Here is a 24,310-nt window from a genome sequence, read left to right as displayed (position 1 = left end):
ACGAAAGGGTATTTTTTCAGAAAAATGACGGAATTCAGCCTTGAAAGTGATTCAAAATCGCATTTTTTCGCTGTTTGAACATCGGTTTCAAGATGAATGCTTCAATGACGAAAGCTGGTAAGAAGGAGGCATACGTCACTTCATCCATGAAATAGACGCCAGATTCACGTTCTTCGACTCGGTGGACGTGGCACCAGGCGCGAAACGGATACGGCACTTTTGTACCAACATCGACGAAGACATATTCTTCTACGAAAGGAATCCAAGACGTCCACGAGACAAATAGTGGTGAAACTCCGACACGTAGACGAATCGTATTCCCGGCTCGCGTCCGTGTATCACCCGACGTCTTCACTTGCGGAAATACCGTCAATCGACTCAATGCCTTGGCATCACTTAAAAAATCCCACGCTTGCTTCTTTGATGTATCGACACGCGTCTCAAATCTAAAAGTATGCATTAGATCTCCCCCTTTAATAGTCGATCAATCTTCATTTGGGCGACAGATATCGGATGCGTCGCATACGTTTCCTGATCAACTAGTATCGTCTGGTCCGGCTGTTCCGTCACGCGATAGACAGCAATCTCCCAAATCCGGTGCGAAAAGATGTGTCGAACATGCCCGATAAGCGTTCCGTCACGCTCTTCTTCTGCTTCTCGAAGTGGGTATTGCCACATGCCAGCAAGCAAACCGGTCTCCGCCCGTTGTTCAATTGCGATTTTTCCGTCTGCTTCATAAACAAGAGCATCATATGGAATAATTTGCGTCTTTCCTTTCTTCGTCTTCACAGGCAATTCTTCCTGTGCATTTCGGTCGTATGCGAAACAAACGTCTTGAACAGGACAGAGTCCACACATCGGTGACTTCGGCGTACAGACCATCGCCCCGAGTTCCATCAGACCTTGATTGAAGCTTGACGGATCAGCCGGATCAATCAATTGATGCACCGCCGCTTCAAACAATTTCCGCGTCTTCGGTGCAGCGATATCCTCATAGATTCCAAGCACACGCGAAAGAACGCGCATCACGTTCCCGTCTACTGCTGGTTCTGCTTGTCCATAAGCAATCGATAGAACGGCTCCTGTCGTGTACGGACCGACGCCTTTCAGCTGACTGAACAATTCCTTTTCATCGGGCACGATTCCATCATATTTTTCAACAACTTCCTGAACCGCGATTTGAAGATTCTTGACACGGGAATAGTACCCTAAGCCTTCCCAATGCTTCAGGACTTCACTTTGATCCGCCTCTGCTAAATCATGCGGTGTCGGAAAACGTTTCGTAAAGCGCTCATAATACGGAATGACTGTGTCGACGCGCGTTTGTTGGAGCATGATTTCACTAATCCAGATATGGTACGGATTTTTGGTTTTTCGCCATGGGAGATCTCGCTGTTCACGAAGGAACCAGGCAATCAGTTCTGTGGTAAATTGTGTTTTATTAAAGTTTGTGAAATATTCTTGAACGACAGTCAAAAGGTTACCTCTTTTCTCTTGGATACGATATATTAATTAAAAATTACTCGGCAGAACCACGATGGATTCACCATCACGATTTCATAGAAGGAGCGAATTCGCATTGGATACTGGTACGCATATCGGCATGGGACTTTGTCTCGCCGCCATCTCGACGCTACACCCTGACGTCGCAGCGAGCACGACGATGTTTGCTGCCGTGACGACGACGGCGCTCGTCGGCTCACACGCACCGGACTTCGACACTGTCTTTAAGTTTAAAGGAAACAGCGCCTATTTGCGCCAACACCGCGGAAAATCACACGGATTAATCGCCTTACTCGCCTGGCCCTTATTACTTTCGATCGTCATCGGCACGTTATTCGGTGTACCTCCGACTTCATTATGGCTGATGGCACAGATCGCTGTCGCTCTTCATGTCTTCGTCGATCTGTTTAACGCTTACGGCACACAAGCCTTACACCCGTTCAAAAAATCCTGGATTGGTTGGGGTGTCATCAACACATTTGATCCGTATCTGTTCACGATGTATTATGCCGCGTTCGGGATTTGGTTATTGACAAGAGCGACGATCGTCATCTTCCCGATTTTGATTGCTATCGTCATCATTTACTACGCTGTTCAATTCAAGTTGCGAAATGATGCCCTTGCGACCGCAGCACGCTATTATCGCGGCGCACATAAGCTCTTCATCTCACCTGGAATGAAATGGGATGAGTGGCATGTCGCGGCACGTTTACGCGATGAGTATTCCGTCGTTAAGATCAACAGTGGAACCGTCATCGAATGCGGAAACTTCCGGATCAAGGACGAACCGCATGGTGACGCCTTGTACGAAATTGTTAAACAAAACGCGGACTTGCAAGCATTTCTTGAGTTCTCGAAGATTCATACGTATACGGTCTCACGAAAAGATGGCATTGTCGAATACCGCTTCACCAACCTGCGTTATTTCACGAAGGAAGTCTATCCATTCGTTGCCGTCGTCAGAATCGACGCTGCTACACAAGAAATCGTCAGCTCCTATACCGGCTGGGTATTTAGCGAACGAACCTTGCAGAAAAAACTGTTCATCCCTGCATTATAAAGACAAAGCTCCGCGCAACGGAAATCCCGATGTGCGGAGCTTTGTTCATTCGACGTTTCGACCTGTCATCAAATGCTTGAATTTTTCGTTCGTTGTATTAAACCGGTGTAACATCGCCCCGTGCTGTTTAATCTGCTGTTCGACGAAATGAACCGCGACGGCTTCACCTTGATATTTTTCACCAGCGCGCGCGAGTGTCGCTTCGAAATCTTCCCAAAGCACTTCGACCCACGTCAGTGCTTCTTCCGGTGTCAGTACTTCATTCACTTGCAATAATTCTTCAGCCAATTGCTGAAGGGCTTGTTCTCGATTCGTCATGTCTGTTCTCCCTCTCCTGTGAATAATGCGAGCGGAATCGCGACTTCTTGAGCGGTACCTTCAAAATGTCCCCAGCCCATGACGCCATTGACGAAGTGTAACTCAAATCGCGCCTCTTCTCCTTCGATTCGGTAAAAGGCTCCCCGTTCGAATCGTTTCGGATCGATCAAATAACTTTTCGCAATGGCGATTTTTCGCGTTACGACCTCCACTTCACTGACATTCCCATGTTGCTCCGCTTTTCGTTTTTGTTCACTTAATTTCGTGATCAACATCTCAAGCTCGTATTTCGATAATTGACTCATCCGTGTCTCCATTACAAAAACTCCCCCTCTTCGTTTTTCAGTATAAACGAAAAGGAGGAGAAACTGGATGGATTAGCTTGATTTCAATTCTAGATTCCGCTTACTTTGTAACGCATACATTTTCGCATAAATTCCGGACATCGCGAGGAGTACATCATGTGGTCCTCGCTCGACGATCTGACCATGATCGAGAACAAGAATCTCGTCCGCATCCTTGATCGTCGATAAGCGGTGCGCAATGATGAACGTCGTTCGCCCTTTCGTCAACGTCAACAAAGCATCTTGAATGACCGCTTCGGTTTCCGAGTCAACACTCGCTGTCGCTTCGTCAAGAACTAGGATCGCAGGGTCGAACGCCAGTGCACGAGCAAAGCTGATCAACTGTCGTTCACCCGCTGATAACGTAGCACCTTTTTCGATGACCGGTTCATCGAGTCCGTTTGGTAAACGATTAATGAATCGATCCGCGCCGACGGCTTCGATCGCTTGTCGTACCCGTTCTTCGGAAATATCAGGATTACCGAGTGTGATGTTCGAACGAATCGTTCCCGTGAAGAGGAACGGATCCTGTAAGACGATGCCCATATGTTCACGGACCGCTTGTTTCGGTAAAGTCGTCACGTCCTGTCCGTCAATCAACAACTGTCCCTTTGACGGATCATAAAAACGCATCAATAAATTCATGATTGAACTTTTCCCGCTACCCGTATGACCGACGAGGGCAATCGTCGCGCCAGGACGAGCATCGATTTGAATTTCACGTAATACGGGATTTCCCGCTTCGTAACTGAATTCGACGTCTTTGAAGGATACCGCTCCTTTAAACCGAGCAACGCGCCCTTGTTCGACCGGCTCGCCCTTTTCGTCGAGCAACTGGAACATTCGGTCCGCTGACACGAGCGCTTGTTGTAGCGGTGACAGCTGATTCATGATTTGAGTGACCGGTTCGAATAAACGGGACACGTAATCGATATACGCATATAAGATCCCGAGTGATAAAAACGATCCATTCGTCAGACTTTTTCCGCCGACGACCCAAATCAACAAGGCGAGCGTCAAGTTTTTCAAAAAGTAGGATAAGTTGTGTGACATCAAGGCATCAAGTCGTAACAACTTTGCCCGTGTCTGATAGTTCTCTTCATTCTTTTGTTCGAATTCAGCAAGGACTTCCTTCTCACGTGCATAAGCCTGAATGATCGGCATCGTCTGGATGTTCTCATTCAGTTGACCATTCATGTCGGCAACGAGTGAACGAACCTTGAAGTTATTCTTCGTCGCGAGTTTCTGGAACAGCTGAATCCAGAAATAGACGATCGGAATGATGATCAGCGAAACAAGTCCTAATCGATAATCGAGGAAGAACATCGCGACGAGAATCCCTGCCATCGTGATGATCCCTGAGAAGACTCGGGCGAGCACACCGAGATATAAATCGCGAATCGTTTCCGTATCATTCGTGACGCGACTAACGATTTTCCCGATTGGCGTCTGGTCGAAATAACGAACCGGTAACCGTTGCAGATGCGTAAAGACATCAAGCCGCATCCGTTTGATGATTTTATGAGCAGATCGCTGGAGCAAGATTTGTTGAATCCAGTTCAAACCAGCTGCTGCAAGCAGCAAAAGAACATAGATCAAGGACAACCAGCCGATTGCTTTTAAGTCCTTTGAATAAAAATCATAGACCTGTCCTTGTGTCAGTTTTTGAATATTATCATACGTGTACACATTGTCTCCACGCGTGACCGTCAGCGTATTTCCACTGATTTTCCGCTCTCCCCCACTGACGACTTGTTTTGGTACGAAAAAGTAGCCGTTGGTCGTTTGGACGATCGAGACGGATCGAACGATCTCACTTTTAGATACTTCTTGTGCTTTGGCGAACTGACGACCGTCATACGTGACCGCACCGTCTGCTTTAACTTCGACCCAGTCCTTTTCAATCGCTACGATATGTTCATCGATGATGACTTTCGCGATATACGGACCTGTCAATTCCGCACCGACTGCCAGTACGAGTAGAAACAATCCTAAGAAGATCGCTTGTTTCTCATGCATCGCATAGCGGATCAACGAACGGATCGTCGTCTTCCGACGTGCCGGATCGAGTTGATATAATTCCAATTCATTCATGCAAAGGCACCTCCTTACATTTCTTCACTTTGTCGCTCGAATTGTTGAGCGTACCAGCCATTTTGTGCCATCAGGCTGTCATGTGTTCCTCGTTCAGAAATCATTCCGTCTTGCAAGACGATGATTTCGTCCGCATGTGCCACTGCCGATAAGCGATGGGCAACAATTAATGTCGTCGATTGGTGGCGATTCGATCGAATTGAATCGATGATATGTGATTCCGTTTTCGCGTCTACCGCTGATAATGAATCATCCAGCAACAGCAACTCTGGTTTTTTTAACATCGCCCGCGCGATTGACAGACGTTGCTTTTGTCCTCCCGACAACGTAACGCCACGTTCACCGACCATCGTCTCAAGTCCTTGCTCCAGCGTCTCGATATCTTTTTCGAACGATGCGAGACGAATCGCTTCCTGCAATTCTTCTTCTGTCGCTTCACCTGCACCAAACAAAATGTTATCCCGAACAGATTTTGAAAATAGTAAATGTTCTTGTGACACATAGCCCGTCCAACCGCGAACCGTCTCTAGCGCAACATCTTCATACGGTACGCCGTTGACTGTCAACATGTCCCGTCCGATTGGATACTCACGTAAGAATTGACGCAAGAACGTCGTTTTCCCGGATCCCGTTGGTCCGACGATACCGATCGTTGTTCCTTGTTCAATCGTCATATTCAAATCTCGTAAGACCGGATGGGCTGTCTCTGGATACGTAAACGTCAAATCGTTCATCTCGATCCGTTCAGGGCGATCGACGTGTTTCCGTGGTGTCGAAGCAATCAACGGTTTGACTCGCATCGTTGCTTCTAAGCGATCAAGACTTGCTGTTCCGCGCTGGATGACATTGATCAATTCACCAAAGGCGTACATCGGCCAGATCAGCATCCCGAGATAGATGTTAAAGGCGACCAATTGTCCGAGCGTGATGTCGTTCGTAAAGACGAGATATGTCCCGAACGATAAGCCGATCAAGTAACTAAACCCGACGAGCAACTTGATGATCGGTTCAAATAAGACATCGATTTTTGCGACATGCATGTTTTTCTCAAAAACATCCGTCGTGACATCGTCGAACCGTTTAACGTCGACTGGTTCTTGGACGAACGAGCGAATGACACGCAGTCCGGAAATCGACTCGACGACCTGATCATTCATCGTTCCAAACGAATCCTGGGCCGTGATGAAACGCCCGTGAATCTGACTTCCGAGCTTATTCATCGCGTAGGCGAGAAGTGGCATCGGTAACAAGGCAGCGAGCGTCAGCTTCCAATCGATCGCCACCCCCATGACGACGAGAGTGATTGCCGTCATGTTCAACGAGTCGACGAGCGTCAAGACACCAAATCCGGCTGTCCGCTCGACCGCCTTCAAGTCGTTCGTCGCGAGTGCCATCAAGTCTCCCGTCCGATTCTTTTGGTAGAACGTCGGCGTCAGTTTCAATAAGTGCGTAAAGAAGCGACTCCGAAGTGTCCGTTCTAATAAAAATGCCGTTCCGAATAATTTCGCTAACCACAGATACGTCAAGATGAAGGAAACGATGGAAATGACTGTTAATCCGATGACGTATTGCAAGAGCGTCGCCTGGTCCATCGATCCCGACCGCAATCCGTCGATGACCTTACCGATTAGCCATGGTGGCGTTAAATCGATGAAGCCGGTGATGATCAATAAGACGACTGCTACGAGATACGATGATTTGTGTTCTTTTAGAAACCAACTCAATTGCCGAAATAAACGCATGAGGGTCCCCCCTTTACTGTGAAATGAACTACTTTTTCCGAGCACGCAAAAAGGCATACGGATTTCCGGATGCAGTCCGAGAATCAGTATGCCTTGAAATGGGCATGATCCATTCTTGTTCGTCTGCGCGCTCGGGAGACGAATCCCCTTGCTCGCACATGAAATGAATTACTTATACGTGCTCAAGAGTCTCCGTCGTATTCAGCTGTTGGATATGAGTGAAACCAATTGGCTTTTTCATAGGACGGTTCCTCCTTTTCTTAGTCTGTGCGTAGAATAGCACAATTGTCGGATAATTGTCAATTTTTCGTCTTGCTTTTATTATTCCACCTCTTCTTCTTTGACTTGTTCAAGGACTTGAGCCGCTAGTCCGTATGGAAATCCTTTTCGGACGAGCGCTTGCTTCACTTTCTGTTCGCGTTCGAACGGTTCAAGTTGCCGGTATTTCGGATAATACTTGCGTGCTTGATAAAGGGCCGCTTGTTCTTCTTCGTCCCCTTCTTCAGCTCGGAACACCTCTTCGATACCCGCCTTGATCAAGTCGGACGAGAAACCGCGTTGCATGAGTGTCATCTGTAGCTTTTGCGTCAGTTCCCGCACGGAACGCCGTTGCAGCTCTTTTTGCTTTTGCCGCAAAAACTTCAGGACTTTTTCGTATTCTTCTTCATCCGTAAACGTCACGATCGCTTCATCAATTGCTGTCTTCGGTATCTTCAATGCCTCAAGGTCGCGGCGAATCCGTCCAGGTCCTTGTGGTGTCGTCGCTTTTTTCGTTGCCGTATAAGCAAGTGCGAACTGTTGATCATCTAGATAGCGTTGCTCTGTCAATCGCTCGATTGCATGTTTGATCGCATGCTCCGGTGTCTCTTTCTCTGTTAAATACGCGACGACTTCACTCGTCGCCCGCATGCGGTACGATAAATGATTCAATGAGAGACGATATGCTTTCTGCTGTTCTTCAGCCGTCAACACTTCCTTGACGAAGTCGTCATCAAGTTCTTTATCGCGTTGCAGATTGTATTTGATTAAAATATCGACGTCTACGGCAAAGGCATACTCTTCTTTGCCATCACGCTCGACATAGATATTAAATCGTTCGCTGTTCTTTTTCTGTGTCGAGATCCGTTTGATCTTCATGTCGTTCCCTCCTCTAACCTGACTCGGTAGTTCTACGATATCATGAACAGGCAGGTCTATGTTTGAGTGAAACCATGGAACGGGAACAAATGGAAAGAAGCTACTTTTACTTATTTCAGGGAGGATGAATTACATGAACATTGCGATTACCGGTGGAACCGGTATGATTGGTCAAGCCTTGACGAAGCGTTTGCTAGATCAAGGACATCACATCTTTATCTTAACGCGTCATCCAAAAGCGAACGATGCGCATGTCACATATATCAAGTGGATGACAGAAGACGCAAAGCCCGAGCAACACTTAGAGGGCGTCGATGCATTCATTCATCTGGCTGGTGCTTCGATCAACGATGGACGTTGGACGGATGAACGCAAACGTGTCATTCTCGACAGTCGCGTCAGTACAACGAAGGAACTCGTCCGGATCGTTGAAGCACTCGACCCAAAACCAGACGTCGTCTTATCTGCTTCTGCGGTTGGCATTTACGGACAGGATCGGCATCAGACCTTCTCCGAAGATCAACCACTTCCACCGACTGCTGACTTCTTAAGTCATGTCTGTGTCGCATGGGAAGACCTTGCTCGTCCGATTGCTGACGCCGGCATTCGACTCGTCCATCCACGAATTGGTGTCGTCTTGACGAAAGCCGGTGGCGCTTATCCGTTAATGCGTCTCCCTTATGTCTTGTTTGGTGGTGGGACGATGGGCGACGGTAAACAATGGGTCTCCTGGGTCCACATCGATGATCTAGTCGAGTTATTCCTATTCGCGCTCGAGACCCCGACAGTCGAAGGACCGCTGAACATCACTGCGCCTCACCCGGAGACGATGCGCCGTTTCGGACAGACGATCGGAAAAGTCTTACATCGCCCACACTGGCTCCCGGCACCACGCTTCGCATTAGAACTCGCACTCGGTGAAAAGAGTACGATTGTACTAGAAGGAGCTCGTGTCGTCCCGAAAAAAGCGCTCGAAAACGGATACAAGTTTCGGTATGCTGAACTAAAGGATGCATTACGAGCAATCGAGCATTCAAACTAGTACAGGGGTGGACGATACTTGGATATCTTAATTCGAAATGCACATATCTATCCGATTACTTCGGACAGTTTTTACGGGGACATCCGCATTCGTGATGGGAAAATCATTGAAATCGGTGAATTACTGGATCATTTAGAAGACGATCAAGTCATTGAAGCAGAAGGTCACTTTTTATTGCCCGGTTTCATCGATGCCCATACACATCTCGGATTATATGACGAAGGTACCGGAACCGTCGGAAATGATGCGAATGAGACGATTTTCGCGATGACTCCTCATCTGCGTGCCATTGATGGCGTCTATCCGCTGGATGAAGGCTTTAAGGAAGCTGTCGAACACGGAATCACGACCGTTCAAGTCATGCCGGGTAGCATGAACATCATCGGTGGCGTCACGAGTGTCATCAAAACGCACGGACGATTCATCGATGATATGATTCTTCGAAAGTATGCGGGTCTGAAGGTGGCGCTCGGTGAAAACCCGAAGCGTGTCCATAGTGCTGGTCGTGCCGGTGAACTGACACGGATGGGCATCATGGGGATGTTGCGCGAAGCTTTTCTTGAAGTTCGAACGCAACCGGTTTCCGAAACCTTCGCCCATCAAATGATCAAACGGGTCCTCGATCACAAGATGCCGCTTCGTGTACATGCACATCGAGCAGATGATATCCTTTCCGCCATTCGTTTCGCGGAAGAGTTTGATCTTGATTTACGCATCGAACATTGCACGGAAGGTCATCTCGTCGCAAAAGAGATGGAACAATTACCGATCGAAAAAGTGACGGTTGGACCAACCTTTACGCGAAAGTCTAAAATCGAACTGAAGAATAAGACATGGGAAACGTACCGGATTCTTCACGAACATGGTCTTGAAATTTCGATTACGACCGATCATCCATACACGCCTGTCCAATACTTGAACCTCTGTGCTGGTCTTGCCGCACGAGAAGGTCTACCGGTCGATGTCGCCTTACGCGCGATCACGATTCATCCAGCCCGTTCGCTCGGTGTGGACGATCGTGTCGGATCGATCGAGGTCGGAAAAGACGCGGATCTCGTCTTGTGGAGTCACTTCCCACTCGACTATTTAGCGAAGCCGCTCATGACGATGATCGATGGAAAAATCATTTTCGAACACGCTCAACTGAACTTGATTTAACCCCACCCCCGCCAGGTGTTTTTTGCACCTTTCGGGGGTTTTAGACGCTTACGGAAAACATCTTATTTTTGTATCTTTTTTCACAAAAATTATTTTCTTGCAATTTAAAAAAAAGAAGGTAATATTATCTTATCCGACAACTGAAGAAGGCATACCATGCGCGGTTCAAACGAGTCAGACAGGTAGCTTTCGACAATCATTCTTGCGGTCCTAAAAGGAGGAATGGAAGTATGCTCAAGCAACGGGAGCTGAGCGACTGCGCTGATTTGTTCGAACTGATGCAGCATCAAGACGTATATCCGTACGTCCGCCAAAAAACACGGTACTTTGATGAATTTCTGTTTACTACAAAGCAGGCAATCGAAGAGGAAGAACGTGGTGAAATCGTATCACGTACCATCCTAGATGAATTCGATCAACCGATTGGTACGATTAGTTTACTCGATATCGAAGGACAATATGGGTTTCTCGGTACATGGTTAGGTAAACCGTATCATGGTAAAGGATACAATCATTTAGCGAAAGAAGCCTTCTTCTCTGAGCTGTTCTTCGAGCTCGGATATGAGAGTGTCTTCATGAAAATTCGCAAAAGCAATATTCGGTCACAAAAAGCAGCTGAAAAATTGCCGTATGCGTTCTGTGCGGATGAGTTGCGCCCTGCGCTTCTTGAGCAATTGAATGCTGGCGAAACTCAGTTCACGCTGTATGAAGTCTCAAAATCTAGTTTCCACATGTACATTCATGGTCGGGAACTCGAAACACTATACGATCACCAACAACTCGAAGCATGAGGGCCTTGTCTCTCATGCTTTTTTGTGTCCACGCATGCGTTTCTAAAGTTTGAAATGGTATGATAAATAAGAAAACTCATCTTTATGGAAGAAACCTTTTCTTCTACAGGAAATGGAGCGAAGACTAATGCCAGAATCGTTTAACATTCTCGTAGTAGATGACGAAGCACAAATGCGTGACCTTCTCGTCTCGAATCTCGAAAAAGAACACTACACGACGATGACAGCTTCTAACGGACAAGAAGCCATCCATCTCATTCAACAAAATACATTCCATCTCGTTCTACTCGATGTCATGATGCCGGAAATGGACGGCTTGACAGCCTGTATGCGCATCCGTGAGTTCTCAAATGTTCCGATCATCATGCTGACGGCACGTTCAGACGAACTCGACCGCATCCACGGTCTGAAAATCGGAGCTGATGACTATATTACAAAACCATTCAGCCCCCGAGAACTACTTGCTCGTATCGAAGCGACGCTTCGTCGTTCTCACCGCTTTACAGTTGATCAATCGGCTACTTTAACGCTCGGTATGCTTGAACTCGACACTGAAAGTCGGAGTGTCCATGTCAATGGCAAGCCGGTCAGTCTGACGCGTAAGGAATTTGATTTGTTGCATCTGTTTGCTCAAAACAATGATAAGGTCTTTTCTCGCGAACAGCTACTCGATCAAATTTGGGGTGCGGATTATATCGGGAACTTACGGACGGTCGATACGCATATTAAAACACTTCGCTTAAAGCTCGGGGAAGCCGGTGGCTCGATTCAAACAGTTTGGGGCATCGGTTATAAATTCGAGGAAGTATGATTAAGCGCTATACGATCCGGCGCCGGATTTGGATTACGATTTGGTTTACAAGCGTTTTTTCTGCCATTTTATTTGTCCTGCTGACGTTTTATCTCTACGACCGGTTCTATCTTCAGACGCAAGAAGATATCTTATTGAACCGTGGGGAAAAGCTAATCAACATTTACAAGTCCGAAGGTCTATCCGGTGCTTTTTATGATGGGATGACTTATACGAATGAATTGACGGAATCGAAAGTCTTCTTCATCGATTTTCTGAAGAAAAATCCGGCAGGACTCCGTTTTTTGACGAATGCGGACATCGAACAGCTTCGTAATGGCGAGACTGTCGTCTCGAGTCGGACCCATCCGATTGAAGGAACGGACATTCTAATGACTGGATTTCCGATCATCGAAAACAATCGACTGGTCGGTACGTTGATCTTGTATCTGGAACTCGGTCAAATCAGTGAACCATTCCGCCCACTCCGCCTGATGATCTTCTTCATGATCGGACTGATCGTCTTGAATCTCGTCATCTTCGGACGACAAATCATCGACACGATCATCCGTCCGTTGATCGACATGAAGCGCGCCTCGACTGTTTATGCACAAGGTGACTTTGATTACCGGATTCCGATTCAATCGGACGATGAAATCGGAGAACTCGCAGAAACATTGAACAAGATGGCGGAATCGCTCGGTGAGGTCGACGAGCAGCGAAAGGAGTTCCTCGCGAACGTCAGTCATGAATTGCGGACACCTCTCTCCTACATTCGTGGCTATACGGAGATGATGCAGGATGATTCGCTCGAGGAAGAAAAGCGTGCGCAGTATTACCAAATCATTGAGCGGGAAACGGAGCGTCTGCAACGTCTCGTCAATGATCTGCTCGATCTCGCTCAACTTGAACGCGATTCCTATCCGATGTCGAAACAACCACTTGTCTTCAGTCAAGTACTTGAAGATGTCATTTACCGGATGGAACCGATCGCCCAGTCAAAAGGAGTCACGTTCGTGATGAATCTCGATCCGGATCAAATTGTCTTAGGCGATACAGACCGTCTCGAGCAAGTCTTTGGCAATTTACTCGATAACGCCTTACGGTACACGCCGCCTGGCAAACAGATTTTCTTATCGACTGAAACGATCGGCGACCGGACGCATTGCCTTATCCGGGACGAAGGAGAAGGCATTCCGGAAGAGCATCTTGATCGATTGACAAAACGCTTTTATCGCGTCGATAAATCACGGACGCGTAAAGATGGCGGAACCGGTCTTGGTCTTGCCATCACGAAACACATCATCGATCGTCATGATGGAACGATCCGGTTCGACTCCGTTCTTGGAGAAGGAACGACTGTTCACATCGAGTTACCACTTCTTCCGGATGAAGAGGATGAATTCGAATAATGGAACAACATGTCATCCAAACCTTTGAACTATTTGGACCGTTCGCTCCGTTCGTTAGTGTCTTGGTCGGTGTCGTCGTCAGTGTACTTGGTATCCTACCGAGTACGTTCGTCACCGCTGCGAATCTCGTCTATTTCGGGCTATGGACGGGCACATTGCTCTCCTTCACCGGTGAAGTCCTAGGTGCGGTTTGTGCGTTTCTACTTTATCGGAAAGGACTACGATATGCCCTTCGTCGCCCGCTTCCAGATCGAGTCAATCGTTTGCAACAAAAGCTCCAAACACAACAAGGACATGAAGCTTTTTGGACGATCATCTTGTTACGGCTGTTACCATTTGTCCCGTCAGGCATCGTCAACATTGTCAGTGCTGCTAGTGGTATTTCCGTCTTACTCTTCCTAACTGCGAGTACGATTGGAAAAATTCCAGCGATGTTAGTCGAAGTGCTCGCCGTCCATCAATTCATGCAATTCTCGTCCATCGTCCAATGGTCGATAGCAGGCGTGGCACTCGTTGGTTATCTGATTTATCGTAATCGCCAAAAACGAACATCATCGATATAAAACTACAGGTTGTCTGAAAGGAAGTATCGTTCATGAAGTTAAGACGTTTTGGAACATCCGATCTATTCGTGTCCCCGCTTGGGTTCGGAGCCGGTCACATCGGTGCAGAACAGATGACGGACCGCGAAGCAATCTATTTGCTCGAACAAGCACGTGATCTTGGCATCAATCTGATCGATACAGCACGCGGCTATGGCTTATCGGAGCAACGCGTCGGACAATTTCTAAAGAATCGTCGGCACGACGTCATTTTGTCGACGAAAGTCGGCTATGATGTTCCCGGTACACAGGATTGGACGTTTGAAGCGGTTCAAGGTGGCATCGATCAAGCCTTACAGACGATGCAAACGAATCATCTCGACATCGTACACTTACATTCTTGTAGTCGAGAAATCCTCGCTCAAAGTGATGTCATCGAAGCGCTTGAACAAGCAAAACAAGCTGGAAAAGTCCGCGTCATTGCCTATTCCGGTGATCGAGAAGATTTGCAGTATGCCATCGAAACGAAACGCTTCGATAGTTTCCAGACATCCTTCAATCTGTTTGATCAACGCGTCGATCAAGTCTTACCTACACTTTTGAATCACGGGGTCATCGCCAAACGTCCAATCGGTAATGCACCGTGGCGCTTCACGGATCGTCCGGTCGGGCAATATGTTGAACCATACTGGGAACGAGCGCAACAACTGGCTTATCCACTCGAGGAATCTAGCTGGCTTGAGACCGCGTTACGTTTTACAGTTTTCGAACCAGGAATCACGACGGCCATCATCGGAACGTCTCGACCAGAACACCTCGCGTTGAACCAGCAATTGATTGAACGTGGTCCACTCCCAGCTGACCGCGTCAGTCAATTGAAGGAACGTTTTTCCGAATGTGATGCCACGTTCGATTATGTTTCGCAAACGTAAGTGAGCAGTCACAGAAAAAAAGCCCGTATGTTCACTCGTTCAAGGAGTGCATACGGGCTTATTTCGCGCTTAGAACTTTTTCTTTTTCTTCTTTTCGAGCACGACGATCGCTTCAACGTGCGCCGTTTGTGGGAACATATCATACGGTTGAATGTACGATACCTTATATCCCGCTTTCATCAAATGATCGCAATCACGTGCAAGCGTCTGCGGGTTACACGAGACATAGATGATTTTTTTCGCCTTAGACGAAATCATTGCGTTCAATAACTGCGTATCACAACCTGAACGGGGGGGATCGACGATGAAGACGTCTGGAATCCAACCTTCCTTCACCCAACGTGGAATCCATGCTTCTGCCTTACCGACGACATAATGCGCATGGTCAAAGCCATATTGCTTCATATGCGCATTCGCATCTTCAACTGCTTCTTCGATGATTTCCATACCACGGACTTCTTTTGCACCCTTAGCAATCCAAAGTCCGATTGAACCGACACCTGCGTAAGCATCAACGACACGTTCTTCGCCTGTCAAAGCAGCAGCACGGGCAATTTCCTCATACATCCGTTCTGCCTGTTCCGGGTTCAACTGGAAGAAGGCGCGTGGCGACAGTTGATACGTGAACTCGCCCATCTCTTCTTCAATCCGTTCGACACCGCGCAAGACTTCCGTCTCTTCTCCAAAAACACGTGACGTCAACTTATCATTGATGTTCAGCGCGACCGAGACGACACCTGGAATGTCCATGATATCGCGCGACAAACCCTCTAGATCACGGAAGCCGTCTTTAAAGGCAACGAGCACGACTTGAATTTCACCCGTTTTGATTCCTGTCCGGACGACGATATGGCGCATGACACCGTCTTGTTTTGCTGCATGGTAAACAGGTACTTTATAATCGTTGAGTAATTTCGTGACAGCTTGGTTGACACGAAGCGTATCCTTATTTTGGACGACACAATCATCGATTGCGACCAGACGATTCGAATTCGCAGAATAGAGACCACTAACGATTTCATTGCCTTGTTTCCCGACGACGAATTGTGATTTATTGCGGTAACCCCACTCCTTCGAACCAATCGTCGGACGGATATCGGCCTTTTCGACATTCAATTTCGTTGATTTTAAGAACGCATTGCGAAGCATCTCTTCCTTATAACGCAATTGCCCATCGTAACTCATATGTTGTAATTGACAGCCACCACAGACACTATAGACTGGGCAAAGTGGTGTCACGCGGTCTGGTGAACGATCGTCACGCTTTAAGATCTTTGCATTCGCATAGTTCGCATGGATTTCCGTGATCTCGATTTGCGCCGTCTCACCTACAAGCAATCCTGGGATGAAGACGATTTGTCGCTCGAGCGTCGCGATCCCTTCACCGTTGATGCCCATCCGTAGACAAGTGACCGAACGGACCTCACCTGTCTGTAATTTGATTTTTGTTGCCATTGATTTCATCCTTTCTCTTTACGCAAATGAAAAAGCGGTCTCAATCTACCGCTTTTTTCGTTTCTTCTTGTTCTTTCATATCCTTCGCATACCGAACGACTTTCGCCTTGAGTTGATCTAGTGATACGATCAGTCGTTCCAAATCTTCGATATCTGATGATTCATCGAGTGAATCGATTGTATGACAGAGAAGCTGCATTCTTGATTTTAGCACATTCATTTGACCAAGTTTATCAGTTCTTGCTTTTCCCATTATTCAGACTTCCTTTCTTCCGCTGGATTCCGACGTTATTTTAGCATACGATACGAAGTGGAGCACTAAAAAGGAGGAGTATCTATGTCACATTCATCACCCATCACGATCGCGAACGATCCGTGGGAAGCTTATCGCGACATTGAACAATACGGCACGGTCCGTTTGACGAACATTGAAGTCACGACGACAAAACTGTGTAACATGCGCTGCGAACATTGTGCCGTCGGTTACATGTTATCCAGTAGCGAGTCACCTGAAATCCCTGTCGAACTGCTTATTCAACGTCTGGATGAAATCGAACACCTACGCGCCTTTTCCATTACAGGCGGCGAACCGATGCTTTCAATGAAGTCCGTCAAGGAGTACGTCGTCCCTTTACTTAAGTATGCCCACGAACGTGGCGCTAAAACCCAAATCAACTCAAATTTAACACTTCCATTATCTCGTTATGAATTAATTATCCCTTATCTCGATGTCTTGCATATCTCACATAACTGGGGAACAGCCGATGATTTCATCGATGGTGGCTTTGCGATGATGGAGCGAAAACCGTCACGTGAAGCACGAACGAAACTATTTGAAACGATGAAAGAGAATGCTCGTGTCTTGAATGCACGTGGTGTCATCGTGTCTGCCGAAACGATGATCAATAAACGGACGTTGCCACATCTTGAAGCGATCCATAAAGAAATCGTCGATATGGGCTGTGTCCGTCACGAAGTCCATCCAATGTACCCAGCTGACTTTGCGTCGATGATCGAAGCCGCTAGCTTATCCGAAATTCGCAATGGAATCCATCGTTTGCTTGACGTCCGGGATCCGAACGTCTGGATGTTGTTCGGAACACTCCCCTTCTATGCTTGTTCGATGGAGGAGGCAGATTTAGAACTGCATCGTCGCTTGCGTCAGGAGAAAAACGTATCGGTCCGAAATGACCCAGATGGTCGTTCCCGTCTCAACGTCAACATCTTCGACGGTGAAATCATCGTAACCGATTTCGGTGACGAACTCGCTTCGCTCGGTACGATTCACGAGACATCTTTCAATGATGCGTATGCCCAGTGGCAAGAGACAGAGCTGAATAAAAGTTTGTCGTGTCACTGTCCTGCAGTGCAGTGCCTTGGACCGAACGCGCTTGTGAAGAATGCTTATTACCCTGAGATTGATTTCACAAAACAAACTAGTCGTCTTTAAAAATGAAAAATAGGTTTTGAACGATGCCATCCCGGGAAAAATGTCACAAAGTAGACACATTTTGTTTTCTAAAAAGGGGTGACCGGGATGGAATGGCTTGTAGGTATTATCGCAATTATCGGCACGTTCAGTATGGTTCTGTTCATCATGATGGTTGGTATTCGTGCTTCACATAGCATTGAACATGATGAAGTCTTTGATCAGACGGATTGGGATGAACATCTCCTGCACATGCCTCGTCCGACACGGTTTGAACAAGAAAATAAATGAAACACGCCCCGGTCTCCCTTTTCGAAGTCCGGGGCGTGTTATGCTAAAAGAAAAAAGAAAGGTCGTCGTTACTTGTGTCACGTCGTTTTGCTCTCATCTTATCGATCGTCTTCATTTCCGGTTTCACACAAGGATTACTGATTCCATTACTGTCCATCTTGTTAGAACGTCAAGGGACATCTGCTTTCATTAATGGACTCAGTGCCGCCGTCCTCTATATCGGTGTCATCGTTGCCGCACCTCTTATGGAAGGTCCATTACGACGGCGTGGTTATATTCCTGTCATCTCATTCGGTCTTGCCCTCGTCGCAGTGGCTGTCTTCTTATTCCCATTACTCCCAAGCATTATCGCTTGGGTAATTCTCCGTTTCCTCGTCGGTTTCGGTGATCAGACGTTACATTATGGGTCACAAGTCTGGGTAACGTCCATTACACCAAACGAACGGTTAGGACGAACGATGTCGTTATACGGGATGGCATTCGGTCTCGGTTTTGCCTTAGGTCCTCTTGCTGCACCGCTCGTCGATGTGATCGATTGGTTACCGTTCGTGTTAACAGGGACTTTAACTGTCATCGTTCTAATTTTATTATTCCGTATACCGAACGAAAAACCATCGTCCGTCATGCCAGAGGAACTACAAAGTGCTGCTTCACGGTATCGACTCGTCCTATCGACTGCTTGGTTTACATTACTTCCTGGTTTTACATACGGTTTTCTCGAAGCCACACTGAATGCCAGTTTTCCTGTTTTTGCGACGCGTAACGGATATGGTTTATCCGAGACAAGTACCTTAATCACGACATTTGTCGTCAGCTCATTGATCATGCAGCTACCACTCGGGCGACTTGCCGATCACTTCGGAAAACGTCGGACGTTAGTCACTGTACTGTCGATTGGTTCCGTCGCTTTTCTCACTGCTTGCTTCGTCTTCGAACGTTACGGTTGGTTGTTCGCGATTTTTGCCGTCAGTGGGATGGCACTCGGCTCGACCTATTCGCTCGGTGTTGCCTATATGACAGAACAGTTACCACGTCATCTTTTACCAACCGGTAACTTACTCGCAGGGATTGCCTTCAGTCTTGGTTCGATTCTCGGACCGATCGCTGGTAGTCTGTTCGTTACACTTCCTTCCATGCTGTATTTCAGTTTATTTGTTCTTGTCTTAACGACGCTTGCGCTTCTATTGCGGTATGCAAAACGTCACGAGACACCCGAAATCTAAAAAAACGGATCTTGCGCCATCGATGCGCAAGATCCGTTTTTTATTTCACGATTCCTTCTTGTCGAAAACTCCGCCAGAGCTTATCGTCGATTGCATACGGTTGCTCCTTTGCACGCTTCAGCTCTTCTGTCTCGAGCAACACGACGACCTCTCGACCGTTGATTGACCACACTGAATCGTAACCTCTCTCCGCCTCGATGATCTCTACATCGACATCTCCGTGGGTTTCCTTTAACTGCTGACTGACGCACGTCACGACGAACCGAGCAAACTCATCACGTGGACGACGAGTGGCAATGATCTTTCGAACGATCTCATTCCGTTCCATTCGTTTTCATCTCCTTCCGTTTTATAGTCGCACTAGCCTTTCAGACAAGGCCGAATCGGTCTTTTGATGACCGTACAGAAAAAAGCCGAACAGGTCGGCTTGAGCAACGAACGATTGGAGTTACATTAATTGAAACTATTTTTACACGATTCTGAATCTTCGTCAACCTCGCTTTTGAAACCACACTGGTAAGTATGTCGAGACTGAGATACCTCCGATAACGAAGAGTAAACCGAGCAACGCTTGAGGTGGAATCGTCTCACCCAGAATCAAAGCAGATAAACTGACACCATAGATTGGTACGAAGAACATAAACAACGATACTTTACTGACTGGATTATATTTCATCAGTAGATTCCAAAGCGTAAATCCAGTCGCGGATAAAAAGGCAAGATACACAAGCATCCAGGCACTCGTAGTCGAAAAAGTAAACGGTGCAACGTGACCATCGAGAACGACGCCCGCGATGAAGAGACCGATTGATCCAATGACCATCGCCCATCCTGTCATCGGTGCCACCGGATAACGTGCTGAGTATTCTTTCGCGATCAAGTTACCGAATGCTCCGGAAACCATTGCCGCAATCAATAATCCTTCTCCAAGACCAAATGAGACACCTTGCCTACCTTGCGGCCAGTTGGCCAAGATGACACCTGTAAACCCAAGGAATAAGGCCAGTCCTTTGAATCGATTCAATCGATCGTCCTCGTACCGGAAATGAGCCAGTAACATTTGGAAGAACGAAGTCGAGCCGGCAATGATTGATCCTTGCACACCGGTTGATAAAGAGAGACCAATATAGAAAAAGACATACTGCAAGAACGTCAAAAAGAAACCAAGACGGCTATAGGCATAGGTCCGATTCTTCAGTGTAATTGTTTGTTTAAAGACGAATACACTGACGACAAGTAGCAACAACCCTGCTAAAAAGAAGCGATAGCTCGCAAACAGTAGTTGCTCCCCGTATTCAGAAGACGTGATCTGTAATAATTCATAACTTTTCTTAATGAAGGGAAACGCACTTCCCCACAAAAAGGTCGTCAATAATGCAAAGACGACGAGACCAATCCGATGGGTTAAAATTTTTTGCATCTTTCTGGTTCCTTTCCTGTTCCTTTTCACTGAAGCATGGTATAGTAATTCTACAGATAATAATAATTATAATCTAGAGACAATGAAACTCATTATCAATCAGTTAAACTTATTGATATATCACATTCTCATTCTCTTTCTATAATGATTTCATTTCTCATTTACATTTTGAAAGGAGTTTTAATATGATGACTTCCACTACTACCGATGTTCAACAGCGTTCCGTATTCCGTCATGCTTGGGATGAGCATCACGAATTGATTCTAGCATTGTTTAGCGGAATATTGATTTTAGTTGCTTATGGACTCGAAAAATTCAATACGGCGTCTGCCGTTTATGTCACGTTGTACTTATCAGCATATGTGATTGGAGGATATGCGAAAGCAAAGGAAGGCTTGACGGAGACGTATCAAGAAAAAACGTTGAACGTCGAATTGTTGATGATTTTAGCTGCCATCGGTGCCGCTGCCATCGGCTATTGGATGGAAGGTGCGATCCTTATCTTCATCTTCGCGTTATCCGGTGCTCTTGAAACCTATACGATGAATAAAAATGAACGGGCGTTACAAAGTTTAATGTCCTTACAGCCAGAGGAAGCAACGCGTCTGAATGCAAACGGACAACTTGAAGTCGTTGGAATCGAGCAACTAGTAATCGGTAACCTCGTCTATGTTCGTCCCGGGGAACGCATTCCGGTCGATGGTGTCATCGTTCGTGGTCAAGCAGCAATCGAAGAAGCATCGATTACAGGCGAATCGATTCCTGTTGAAAAACAAACGGGCGATACCGTCTATAACTCGACCGTCAACATGAATGGCGTCTTGACGATTGAAATGACGAAAGCCGCTGATGAATCATTGTTCCAAAAAATCATTCATATGGTCCAAAACGCACAAAGTGAGCAGTCTCCCTCTGCTCAGTTCATCGAACGATTTGAAAGTCGTTATGTCAAAATCGTCCTCCTCGTTGTTGCCCTGATGATGGTCCTTCCTCATTACGTCGTCGGCTGGACATTCGAGACAAGCATTTATCGGGCGATGATTTTACTCGTTGTTGCTTCGCCTTGTGCGCTTGTCGCGTCGATTACCCCTGCTGCCTTGTCCGCAATCGCCGCATCTGCGAAAAATGGCGTTCTCTTCAAAGGTGGAGCACACATCGAGACACTCGGACAAGTCGACACGATCGTCTTCGATAAAACAGGGACTCTGACAACAGGTAAACCCGTCGTTACTGAAAGTCGGTATGCGGAAGGTATCGATATCCGAGCCGTCGAACAAGCGGTTGCTTCCATTGAAGCCCAGTCGAATCACCCGCTCGCACAAGCAATCGTTGATCACTTAAAAACCGATGTTCGCGAACCGTCAACGTTCAAAGATGTGACAGGATACGGGATTGAAGCAACTATCGATGGCGTCACGTATCGCATTGGCAAGCGAGCATTCCACGATGGTCTAGACGATCCATTCGTAACGATTGAACAGTCACTGAAAGAACAAGGGCATACAATCGTTTATGTCAGCAATGGATCACAAATCGTAGCACTTTATGCATTACGTGATACGATTCGTCCGGAAGCTAAAACAGCAATCGCCGCTTTAAACGATCTCGGCATCGCGACGATCATGTTGACAGGTGATAATCCTGTCACGGCAGCAGCCATCTCGCGTGAAGCGGGTTTAACGGACTTCGTCGCTGAATGCTTACCGGAAGATAAAGTGCGCTATATTAAGCAATACCAAACAGAAGGTCGGACCGTTGCGATGGTCGGTGATGGTATCAATGATGCTCCGGCGCTCGCACTGGCACATGTCGGGATTGCAATGGGTGAAGGAACGGATGCTGCGCTTGAGACTGCTGACGTTGTCTTGATGAAAAACGATTTAGGTCGTCTTGCCTACGCCGTGCATAAAGCCCGGAAGATGAACCGGATCGTCAAACAAAACATCACGCTTGCGATCGGTGTCATCCTTCTATTGATCGCATCCAACTTGTCACAGTTCCTAATCATGCCGTTCGCTGTCGTCGGACACGAAGGATCGACGATTCTTGTCATCCTGAATGGCTTACGTCTTCTTCAACAGGATGCTTTACCAACTCTCCCACAGCGTGTATCCGAAAAACGATTAGCCGCTTAATCATTAAAAAAACGTCTGATTGCCACGCGGCAATCAGACGTTTTTCGTCTCTTCATCCGAACGTATTCGTCGGAATCGAATCGAGTTCTGCTTGTTCCTTCAAGCGCTTTTCTTCCATCTTCTTCGGATCCGCTTTTTTCATGAATCGTTCCCATGACGCGTTCAATTCAGAACCAAGTAAGATGATCAATCCTGTGAAATAAAGCCATAATAACAAGATAACGACACTACCGAGCGAACCGTACGTCTGATTGTAGTTTGAGAAGTTCGAGACGTAGAATCCAAATCCGACCGATAGTAATTGCCAGACGATGACACCAAAGACGGCTCCTGGGATCGCTTCCTTAAAGGTAATCGGGCGCTTTGGTGCGACGCGGTAAAAGATCGACAGTATACCAATCAATAGAATCGTTGAAACGACGTAACGCAAGACCGTTAATAAGATTTTTTGCCCCATATCGATCGGGAGAACAAAATTCGCAAGATACGTGATGATTGGACCACCAAGAACGTTCAAGACAATCAATAATAACATCCCGATTCCGAGAACAATCGTGAGTAGTAAAGCAATCCCGCGTGCTGCGACAAAATCACGTGGCGAGAAATCACCATAGGCATGGTTCGCTGTCGTGATCAAGCGATCGACACCTTTTGAAGCGGACCAGATGGCAAGAATCGCACCAATCGATAACAATCCCCCCTGCGGATCCTTGATGGCTTGAAAAATCGTATCCGTGAATGTATTGACGGCCCCACCCGGTGCTAAGTCCCGGATTTGCGACTCAAGTGTCTGACGATCAATATCAAAGAACGACAAGACGGAAATGACGAAAATGATACCTGGGAAAATGGATAAAAACCAGTAATAGGCGAGTGTCCCTGCATAATCCGTAATGTTGTGATCGGACATTCGCTGCTTTAAGTTCAAGGCAAGCCCTTTAGGATCGCGTGAATGCGCCATCGTCATCTCTCCTTCATGAAAAAGAGGCAGTCAAAGACCACCTCATTGTTTTAATATACTTTTCCCATTTTATTTCAACTAAAACCTCATTCGTTTTCAGAAAGAATCAATTTATAGAACGGTTCTGTCATTTCTGCCAATTGTTTGGCAAGAGACGGTGGACGAATCGGCAATGACGGCAACTCGGATCGTTTAATCCAGACTGGTGTATAACCAGACCCTTCCTCTTCGAATTCTTCACCCATCCCTGTTCCAAAGCGACCGCCAATTGCTTTCGCCCAAAAATAAGGGTTATCGAATCCGTTAAAACGGACGATGGCAGCAATGCCATTCAACTCCACGTCGACACCAAGTTCTTCATGTGCTTCACGAACCGCTGTCTCTTCTAGTGATTCTCCATCATCTTTTCCACCGCCTGGAAAGACATAATACGTTTCGTTCGGTTTATCCCGTCGAATCAACGCAATTTCATCCTGTTCATTTCGTAAAATGATCGCACTTCGTTGAATCGGCATGACGCCACCCCTTTTC

The 24,310-nt window shown here is 46.9% G+C and carries 24 protein-coding genes and 1 pseudogene; 12 read left to right on the top strand and 13 right to left on the bottom strand.

Annotated elements, in window-relative coordinates; all coding sequences use genetic code 11:
• Positions 1 to 34: 34 nt before the first annotated feature.
• Both ACN9MT_RS03425 and mutY read right to left on the bottom strand, forming a co-directional pair.
• Positions 35 to 460, bottom strand: a complete 426-nt coding sequence (locus tag ACN9MT_RS03425) for a hypothetical protein (RefSeq protein ID WP_035412732.1) — start codon at positions 458 to 460, stop codon at positions 35 to 37.
• On the bottom strand, positions 460 to 1,476 hold the full coding sequence (mutY, locus tag ACN9MT_RS03420) for an A/G-specific adenine glycosylase (protein WP_375092339.1): 1,017 nt from the start codon (positions 1,474 to 1,476) through the stop codon (positions 460 to 462). The genes ACN9MT_RS03425 and mutY overlap by 1 nt, the downstream gene beginning before the upstream one ends.
• Positions 1,477 to 1,579: 103 nt before the next feature.
• Here mutY and ACN9MT_RS03415 point away from each other — a divergent pair, with 103 nt between their 5' ends.
• On the top strand, positions 1,580 to 2,563 hold the full coding sequence (locus ACN9MT_RS03415; protein ID WP_426272776.1) for a metal-dependent hydrolase: 984 nt from the start codon (positions 1,580 to 1,582) through the stop codon (positions 2,561 to 2,563).
• 45 nt (positions 2,564 to 2,608) lie between these two features.
• On the opposite strand, the gene ACN9MT_RS03410 is transcribed toward ACN9MT_RS03415, so the two are convergent.
• The 5 genes from ACN9MT_RS03410 to ACN9MT_RS03390 all read right to left on the bottom strand — a co-directional run bounded on the left by ACN9MT_RS03410 (position 2,609) and on the right by ACN9MT_RS03390 (position 8,198).
• Positions 2,609 to 2,881, bottom strand: coding sequence for a YfhJ family protein (locus ACN9MT_RS03410; RefSeq protein WP_023467307.1), 273 nt, complete (start codon positions 2,879 to 2,881; stop codon positions 2,609 to 2,611).
• Positions 2,878 to 3,198, bottom strand: a complete 321-nt coding sequence (locus tag ACN9MT_RS03405) for a DUF1811 family protein (protein WP_214856515.1) — start codon at positions 3,196 to 3,198, stop codon at positions 2,878 to 2,880. The genes ACN9MT_RS03410 and ACN9MT_RS03405 overlap by 4 nt, the downstream gene beginning before the upstream one ends.
• Positions 3,199 to 3,258: 60 nt before the next feature.
• On the bottom strand, positions 3,259 to 5,319 hold the full coding sequence (locus ACN9MT_RS03400; RefSeq protein WP_426272775.1) for an ABC transporter ATP-binding protein: 2,061 nt from the start codon (positions 5,317 to 5,319) through the stop codon (positions 3,259 to 3,261).
• Positions 5,320 to 5,333: 14 nt separating this feature from the next.
• Positions 5,334 to 7,061, bottom strand: coding sequence for an ABC transporter ATP-binding protein (locus tag ACN9MT_RS03395; RefSeq protein WP_426272774.1), 1,728 nt, complete (start codon positions 7,059 to 7,061; stop codon positions 5,334 to 5,336).
• A 321-nt stretch (positions 7,062 to 7,382) separates the two neighbouring features.
• The gene (locus tag ACN9MT_RS03390) at positions 7,383 to 8,198 is read right to left on the bottom strand and encodes a RecX family transcriptional regulator (RefSeq protein ID WP_290787843.1); all 816 of its coding nucleotides are present in this window, start codon (positions 8,196 to 8,198) and stop codon (positions 7,383 to 7,385) included.
• A 133-nt stretch (positions 8,199 to 8,331) separates the two neighbouring features.
• On the opposite strand from ACN9MT_RS03390, the gene ACN9MT_RS03385 reads away from it, so the two are divergent.
• From ACN9MT_RS03385 to ACN9MT_RS03355, 7 genes are all read left to right on the top strand, one after another.
• On the top strand, positions 8,332 to 9,240 hold the full coding sequence (locus ACN9MT_RS03385; protein ID WP_426272773.1) for a TIGR01777 family oxidoreductase: 909 nt from the start codon (positions 8,332 to 8,334) through the stop codon (positions 9,238 to 9,240).
• 18 nt (positions 9,241 to 9,258) lie between these two features.
• Entirely contained in the window at positions 9,259 to 10,398 is a 1,140-nt protein-coding gene (locus ACN9MT_RS03380; protein WP_426272772.1) for an amidohydrolase, read from the top strand.
• A 230-nt stretch (positions 10,399 to 10,628) separates the two neighbouring features.
• Positions 10,629 to 11,189 (top strand): GNAT family N-acetyltransferase, encoded by a 561-nt coding sequence (locus tag ACN9MT_RS03375; protein WP_023467300.1) that lies wholly within the window; start codon positions 10,629 to 10,631, stop codon positions 11,187 to 11,189.
• A 127-nt stretch (positions 11,190 to 11,316) separates the two neighbouring features.
• Positions 11,317 to 12,000 carry a response regulator transcription factor gene (locus ACN9MT_RS03370; RefSeq protein WP_023467299.1) on the top strand — a complete coding sequence of 228 codons (684 nt, stop codon included), beginning with the start codon at positions 11,317 to 11,319 and terminating at the stop codon, positions 11,998 to 12,000.
• Complete coding sequence (locus ACN9MT_RS03365; RefSeq protein WP_056063655.1) at positions 11,997 to 13,391, top strand: sensor histidine kinase; 1,395 nt, start codon at positions 11,997 to 11,999, stop codon at positions 13,389 to 13,391. Before ACN9MT_RS03370 ends, ACN9MT_RS03365 begins: the two co-directional genes overlap by 4 nt.
• Positions 13,391 to 13,954 (top strand): TVP38/TMEM64 family protein, encoded by a 564-nt coding sequence (locus ACN9MT_RS03360; RefSeq protein ID WP_426272771.1) that lies wholly within the window; start codon positions 13,391 to 13,393, stop codon positions 13,952 to 13,954. Before ACN9MT_RS03365 ends, ACN9MT_RS03360 begins: the two co-directional genes overlap by 1 nt.
• Before the next feature lie 32 nt (positions 13,955 to 13,986).
• Positions 13,987 to 14,865 carry an aldo/keto reductase gene (locus ACN9MT_RS03355; protein WP_290787848.1) on the top strand — a complete coding sequence of 293 codons (879 nt, stop codon included), beginning with the start codon at positions 13,987 to 13,989 and terminating at the stop codon, positions 14,863 to 14,865.
• 69 nt (positions 14,866 to 14,934) lie between these two features.
• Here the strand turns inward: ACN9MT_RS03355 and rlmD are convergent, their stop codons facing one another.
• Entirely contained in the window at positions 14,935 to 16,320 is a 1,386-nt protein-coding gene (gene rlmD / locus ACN9MT_RS03350; RefSeq protein ID WP_056063648.1) for a 23S rRNA (uracil(1939)-C(5))-methyltransferase RlmD, read from the bottom strand.
• Positions 16,321 to 16,360: 40 nt separating this feature from the next.
• Positions 16,361 to 16,573 carry an SE1561 family protein gene (locus tag ACN9MT_RS03345; protein ID WP_023467294.1) on the bottom strand — a complete coding sequence of 71 codons (213 nt, stop codon included), beginning with the start codon at positions 16,571 to 16,573 and terminating at the stop codon, positions 16,361 to 16,363.
• 84 nt (positions 16,574 to 16,657) lie between these two features.
• Between ACN9MT_RS03345 and yfkAB the strand changes: the two genes are divergently transcribed.
• The 3 genes and pseudogenes from yfkAB to ACN9MT_RS03330 form a co-directional block, all read left to right on the top strand.
• A complete protein-coding gene (yfkAB, locus tag ACN9MT_RS03340) occupies positions 16,658 to 17,770 on the top strand; it encodes a radical SAM/CxCxxxxC motif protein YfkAB (RefSeq protein WP_426272770.1) in 1,113 nt (370 codons plus the stop codon).
• Between the two features lie 87 nt (positions 17,771 to 17,857).
• A complete protein-coding gene (locus tag ACN9MT_RS03335) occupies positions 17,858 to 18,040 on the top strand; it encodes a hypothetical protein (protein WP_035412697.1) in 183 nt (60 codons plus the stop codon).
• 71 nt (positions 18,041 to 18,111) lie between these two features.
• A pseudogene (locus ACN9MT_RS03330) lies at positions 18,112 to 19,263 on the top strand (MFS transporter); the annotation flags it as partial.
• A 40-nt stretch (positions 19,264 to 19,303) separates the two neighbouring features.
• Here ACN9MT_RS03330 and ACN9MT_RS03325 read toward each other — a convergent pair.
• Together ACN9MT_RS03325 and ACN9MT_RS03320 are read right to left on the bottom strand one after the other, a co-directional pair.
• Complete coding sequence (locus ACN9MT_RS03325) at positions 19,304 to 19,591, bottom strand: hypothetical protein (protein WP_023467290.1); 288 nt, start codon at positions 19,589 to 19,591, stop codon at positions 19,304 to 19,306.
• A 162-nt stretch (positions 19,592 to 19,753) separates the two neighbouring features.
• The gene (locus tag ACN9MT_RS03320) at positions 19,754 to 20,683 is read right to left on the bottom strand and encodes a DMT family transporter (protein WP_426272769.1); all 930 of its coding nucleotides are present in this window, start codon (positions 20,681 to 20,683) and stop codon (positions 19,754 to 19,756) included.
• A 188-nt stretch (positions 20,684 to 20,871) separates the two neighbouring features.
• Between ACN9MT_RS03320 and ACN9MT_RS03315 the strand changes: the two genes are divergently transcribed.
• On the top strand, positions 20,872 to 22,818 hold the full coding sequence (locus ACN9MT_RS03315; protein ID WP_426273451.1) for a heavy metal translocating P-type ATPase: 1,947 nt from the start codon (positions 20,872 to 20,874) through the stop codon (positions 22,816 to 22,818).
• Positions 22,819 to 22,870: 52 nt separating this feature from the next.
• On the opposite strand, the gene ACN9MT_RS03310 is transcribed toward ACN9MT_RS03315, so the two are convergent.
• Both ACN9MT_RS03310 and ACN9MT_RS03305 read right to left on the bottom strand, forming a co-directional pair.
• On the bottom strand, positions 22,871 to 23,779 hold the full coding sequence (locus tag ACN9MT_RS03310; RefSeq protein WP_426272768.1) for a YihY/virulence factor BrkB family protein: 909 nt from the start codon (positions 23,777 to 23,779) through the stop codon (positions 22,871 to 22,873).
• Positions 23,780 to 23,865: 86 nt separating this feature from the next.
• Complete coding sequence (locus ACN9MT_RS03305) at positions 23,866 to 24,294, bottom strand: NUDIX hydrolase (RefSeq protein WP_426272767.1); 429 nt, start codon at positions 24,292 to 24,294, stop codon at positions 23,866 to 23,868.
• Positions 24,295 to 24,310 lie beyond the last annotated feature (16 nt).

This window comes from Exiguobacterium sp. R-17 (genome assembly GCF_049913315.1).
Lineage (GTDB): Bacteria > Bacillota > Bacilli > Exiguobacteriales > Exiguobacteriaceae > Exiguobacterium_A.
Note: the sequence above shows the minus strand (reverse complement) of the source record. Positions and strands in the feature narration are given on the sequence as shown.

Bases quoted from the DNA above. Each gene is read 5' to 3' on its own strand.
- ACN9MT_RS03320 (WP_426272769.1), bottom strand. From the start codon at position 20,683: ATGCAAAAAATTTTAACCCATCGGATTGGTCTCGTCGTCTTTGCATTA.
- ACN9MT_RS03405 (WP_214856515.1), bottom strand. From the start codon at position 3,198: ATGGAGACACGGATGAGTCAATTATCGAAATACGAGCTTGAGATGTTG.
- ACN9MT_RS03390 (WP_290787843.1), bottom strand. From the start codon at position 8,198: ATGAAGATCAAACGGATCTCGACACAGAAAAAGAACAGCGAACGATTT.
- ACN9MT_RS03410 (WP_023467307.1), bottom strand. From the start codon at position 2,881: ATGACGAATCGAGAACAAGCCCTTCAGCAATTGGCTGAAGAATTATTG.
- ACN9MT_RS03335 (WP_035412697.1), top strand. From the start codon at position 17,858: ATGGAATGGCTTGTAGGTATTATCGCAATTATCGGCACGTTCAGTATG.
- ACN9MT_RS03305 (WP_426272767.1), bottom strand. From the start codon at position 24,294: ATGCCGATTCAACGAAGTGCGATCATTTTACGAAATGAACAGGATGAA.
- ACN9MT_RS03425 (WP_035412732.1), bottom strand. From the start codon at position 460: ATGCATACTTTTAGATTTGAGACGCGTGTCGATACATCAAAGAAGCAA.
- ACN9MT_RS03370 (WP_023467299.1), top strand. From the start codon at position 11,317: ATGCCAGAATCGTTTAACATTCTCGTAGTAGATGACGAAGCACAAATG.
- ACN9MT_RS03360 (WP_426272771.1), top strand. From the start codon at position 13,391: ATGGAACAACATGTCATCCAAACCTTTGAACTATTTGGACCGTTCGCT.
- ACN9MT_RS03310 (WP_426272768.1), bottom strand. From the start codon at position 23,779: ATGGCGCATTCACGCGATCCTAAAGGGCTTGCCTTGAACTTAAAGCAG.
- ACN9MT_RS03315 (WP_426273451.1), top strand. From the start codon at position 20,872: ATGACTTCCACTACTACCGATGTTCAACAGCGTTCCGTATTCCGTCAT.
- ACN9MT_RS03325 (WP_023467290.1), bottom strand. From the start codon at position 19,591: ATGGAACGGAATGAGATCGTTCGAAAGATCATTGCCACTCGTCGTCCA.
- ACN9MT_RS03355 (WP_290787848.1), top strand. From the start codon at position 13,987: ATGAAGTTAAGACGTTTTGGAACATCCGATCTATTCGTGTCCCCGCTT.
- rlmD (WP_056063648.1), bottom strand. From the start codon at position 16,320: ATGGCAACAAAAATCAAATTACAGACAGGTGAGGTCCGTTCGGTCACT.
- ACN9MT_RS03365 (WP_056063655.1), top strand. From the start codon at position 11,997: ATGATTAAGCGCTATACGATCCGGCGCCGGATTTGGATTACGATTTGG.
- ACN9MT_RS03345 (WP_023467294.1), bottom strand. From the start codon at position 16,573: ATGGGAAAAGCAAGAACTGATAAACTTGGTCAAATGAATGTGCTAAAA.
- ACN9MT_RS03395 (WP_426272774.1), bottom strand. From the start codon at position 7,061: ATGCGTTTATTTCGGCAATTGAGTTGGTTTCTAAAAGAACACAAATCA.
- ACN9MT_RS03375 (WP_023467300.1), top strand. From the start codon at position 10,629: ATGCTCAAGCAACGGGAGCTGAGCGACTGCGCTGATTTGTTCGAACTG.
- ACN9MT_RS03400 (WP_426272775.1), bottom strand. From the start codon at position 5,319: ATGAATGAATTGGAATTATATCAACTCGATCCGGCACGTCGGAAGACG.
- ACN9MT_RS03385 (WP_426272773.1), top strand. From the start codon at position 8,332: ATGAACATTGCGATTACCGGTGGAACCGGTATGATTGGTCAAGCCTTG.
- yfkAB (WP_426272770.1), top strand. From the start codon at position 16,658: ATGTCACATTCATCACCCATCACGATCGCGAACGATCCGTGGGAAGCT.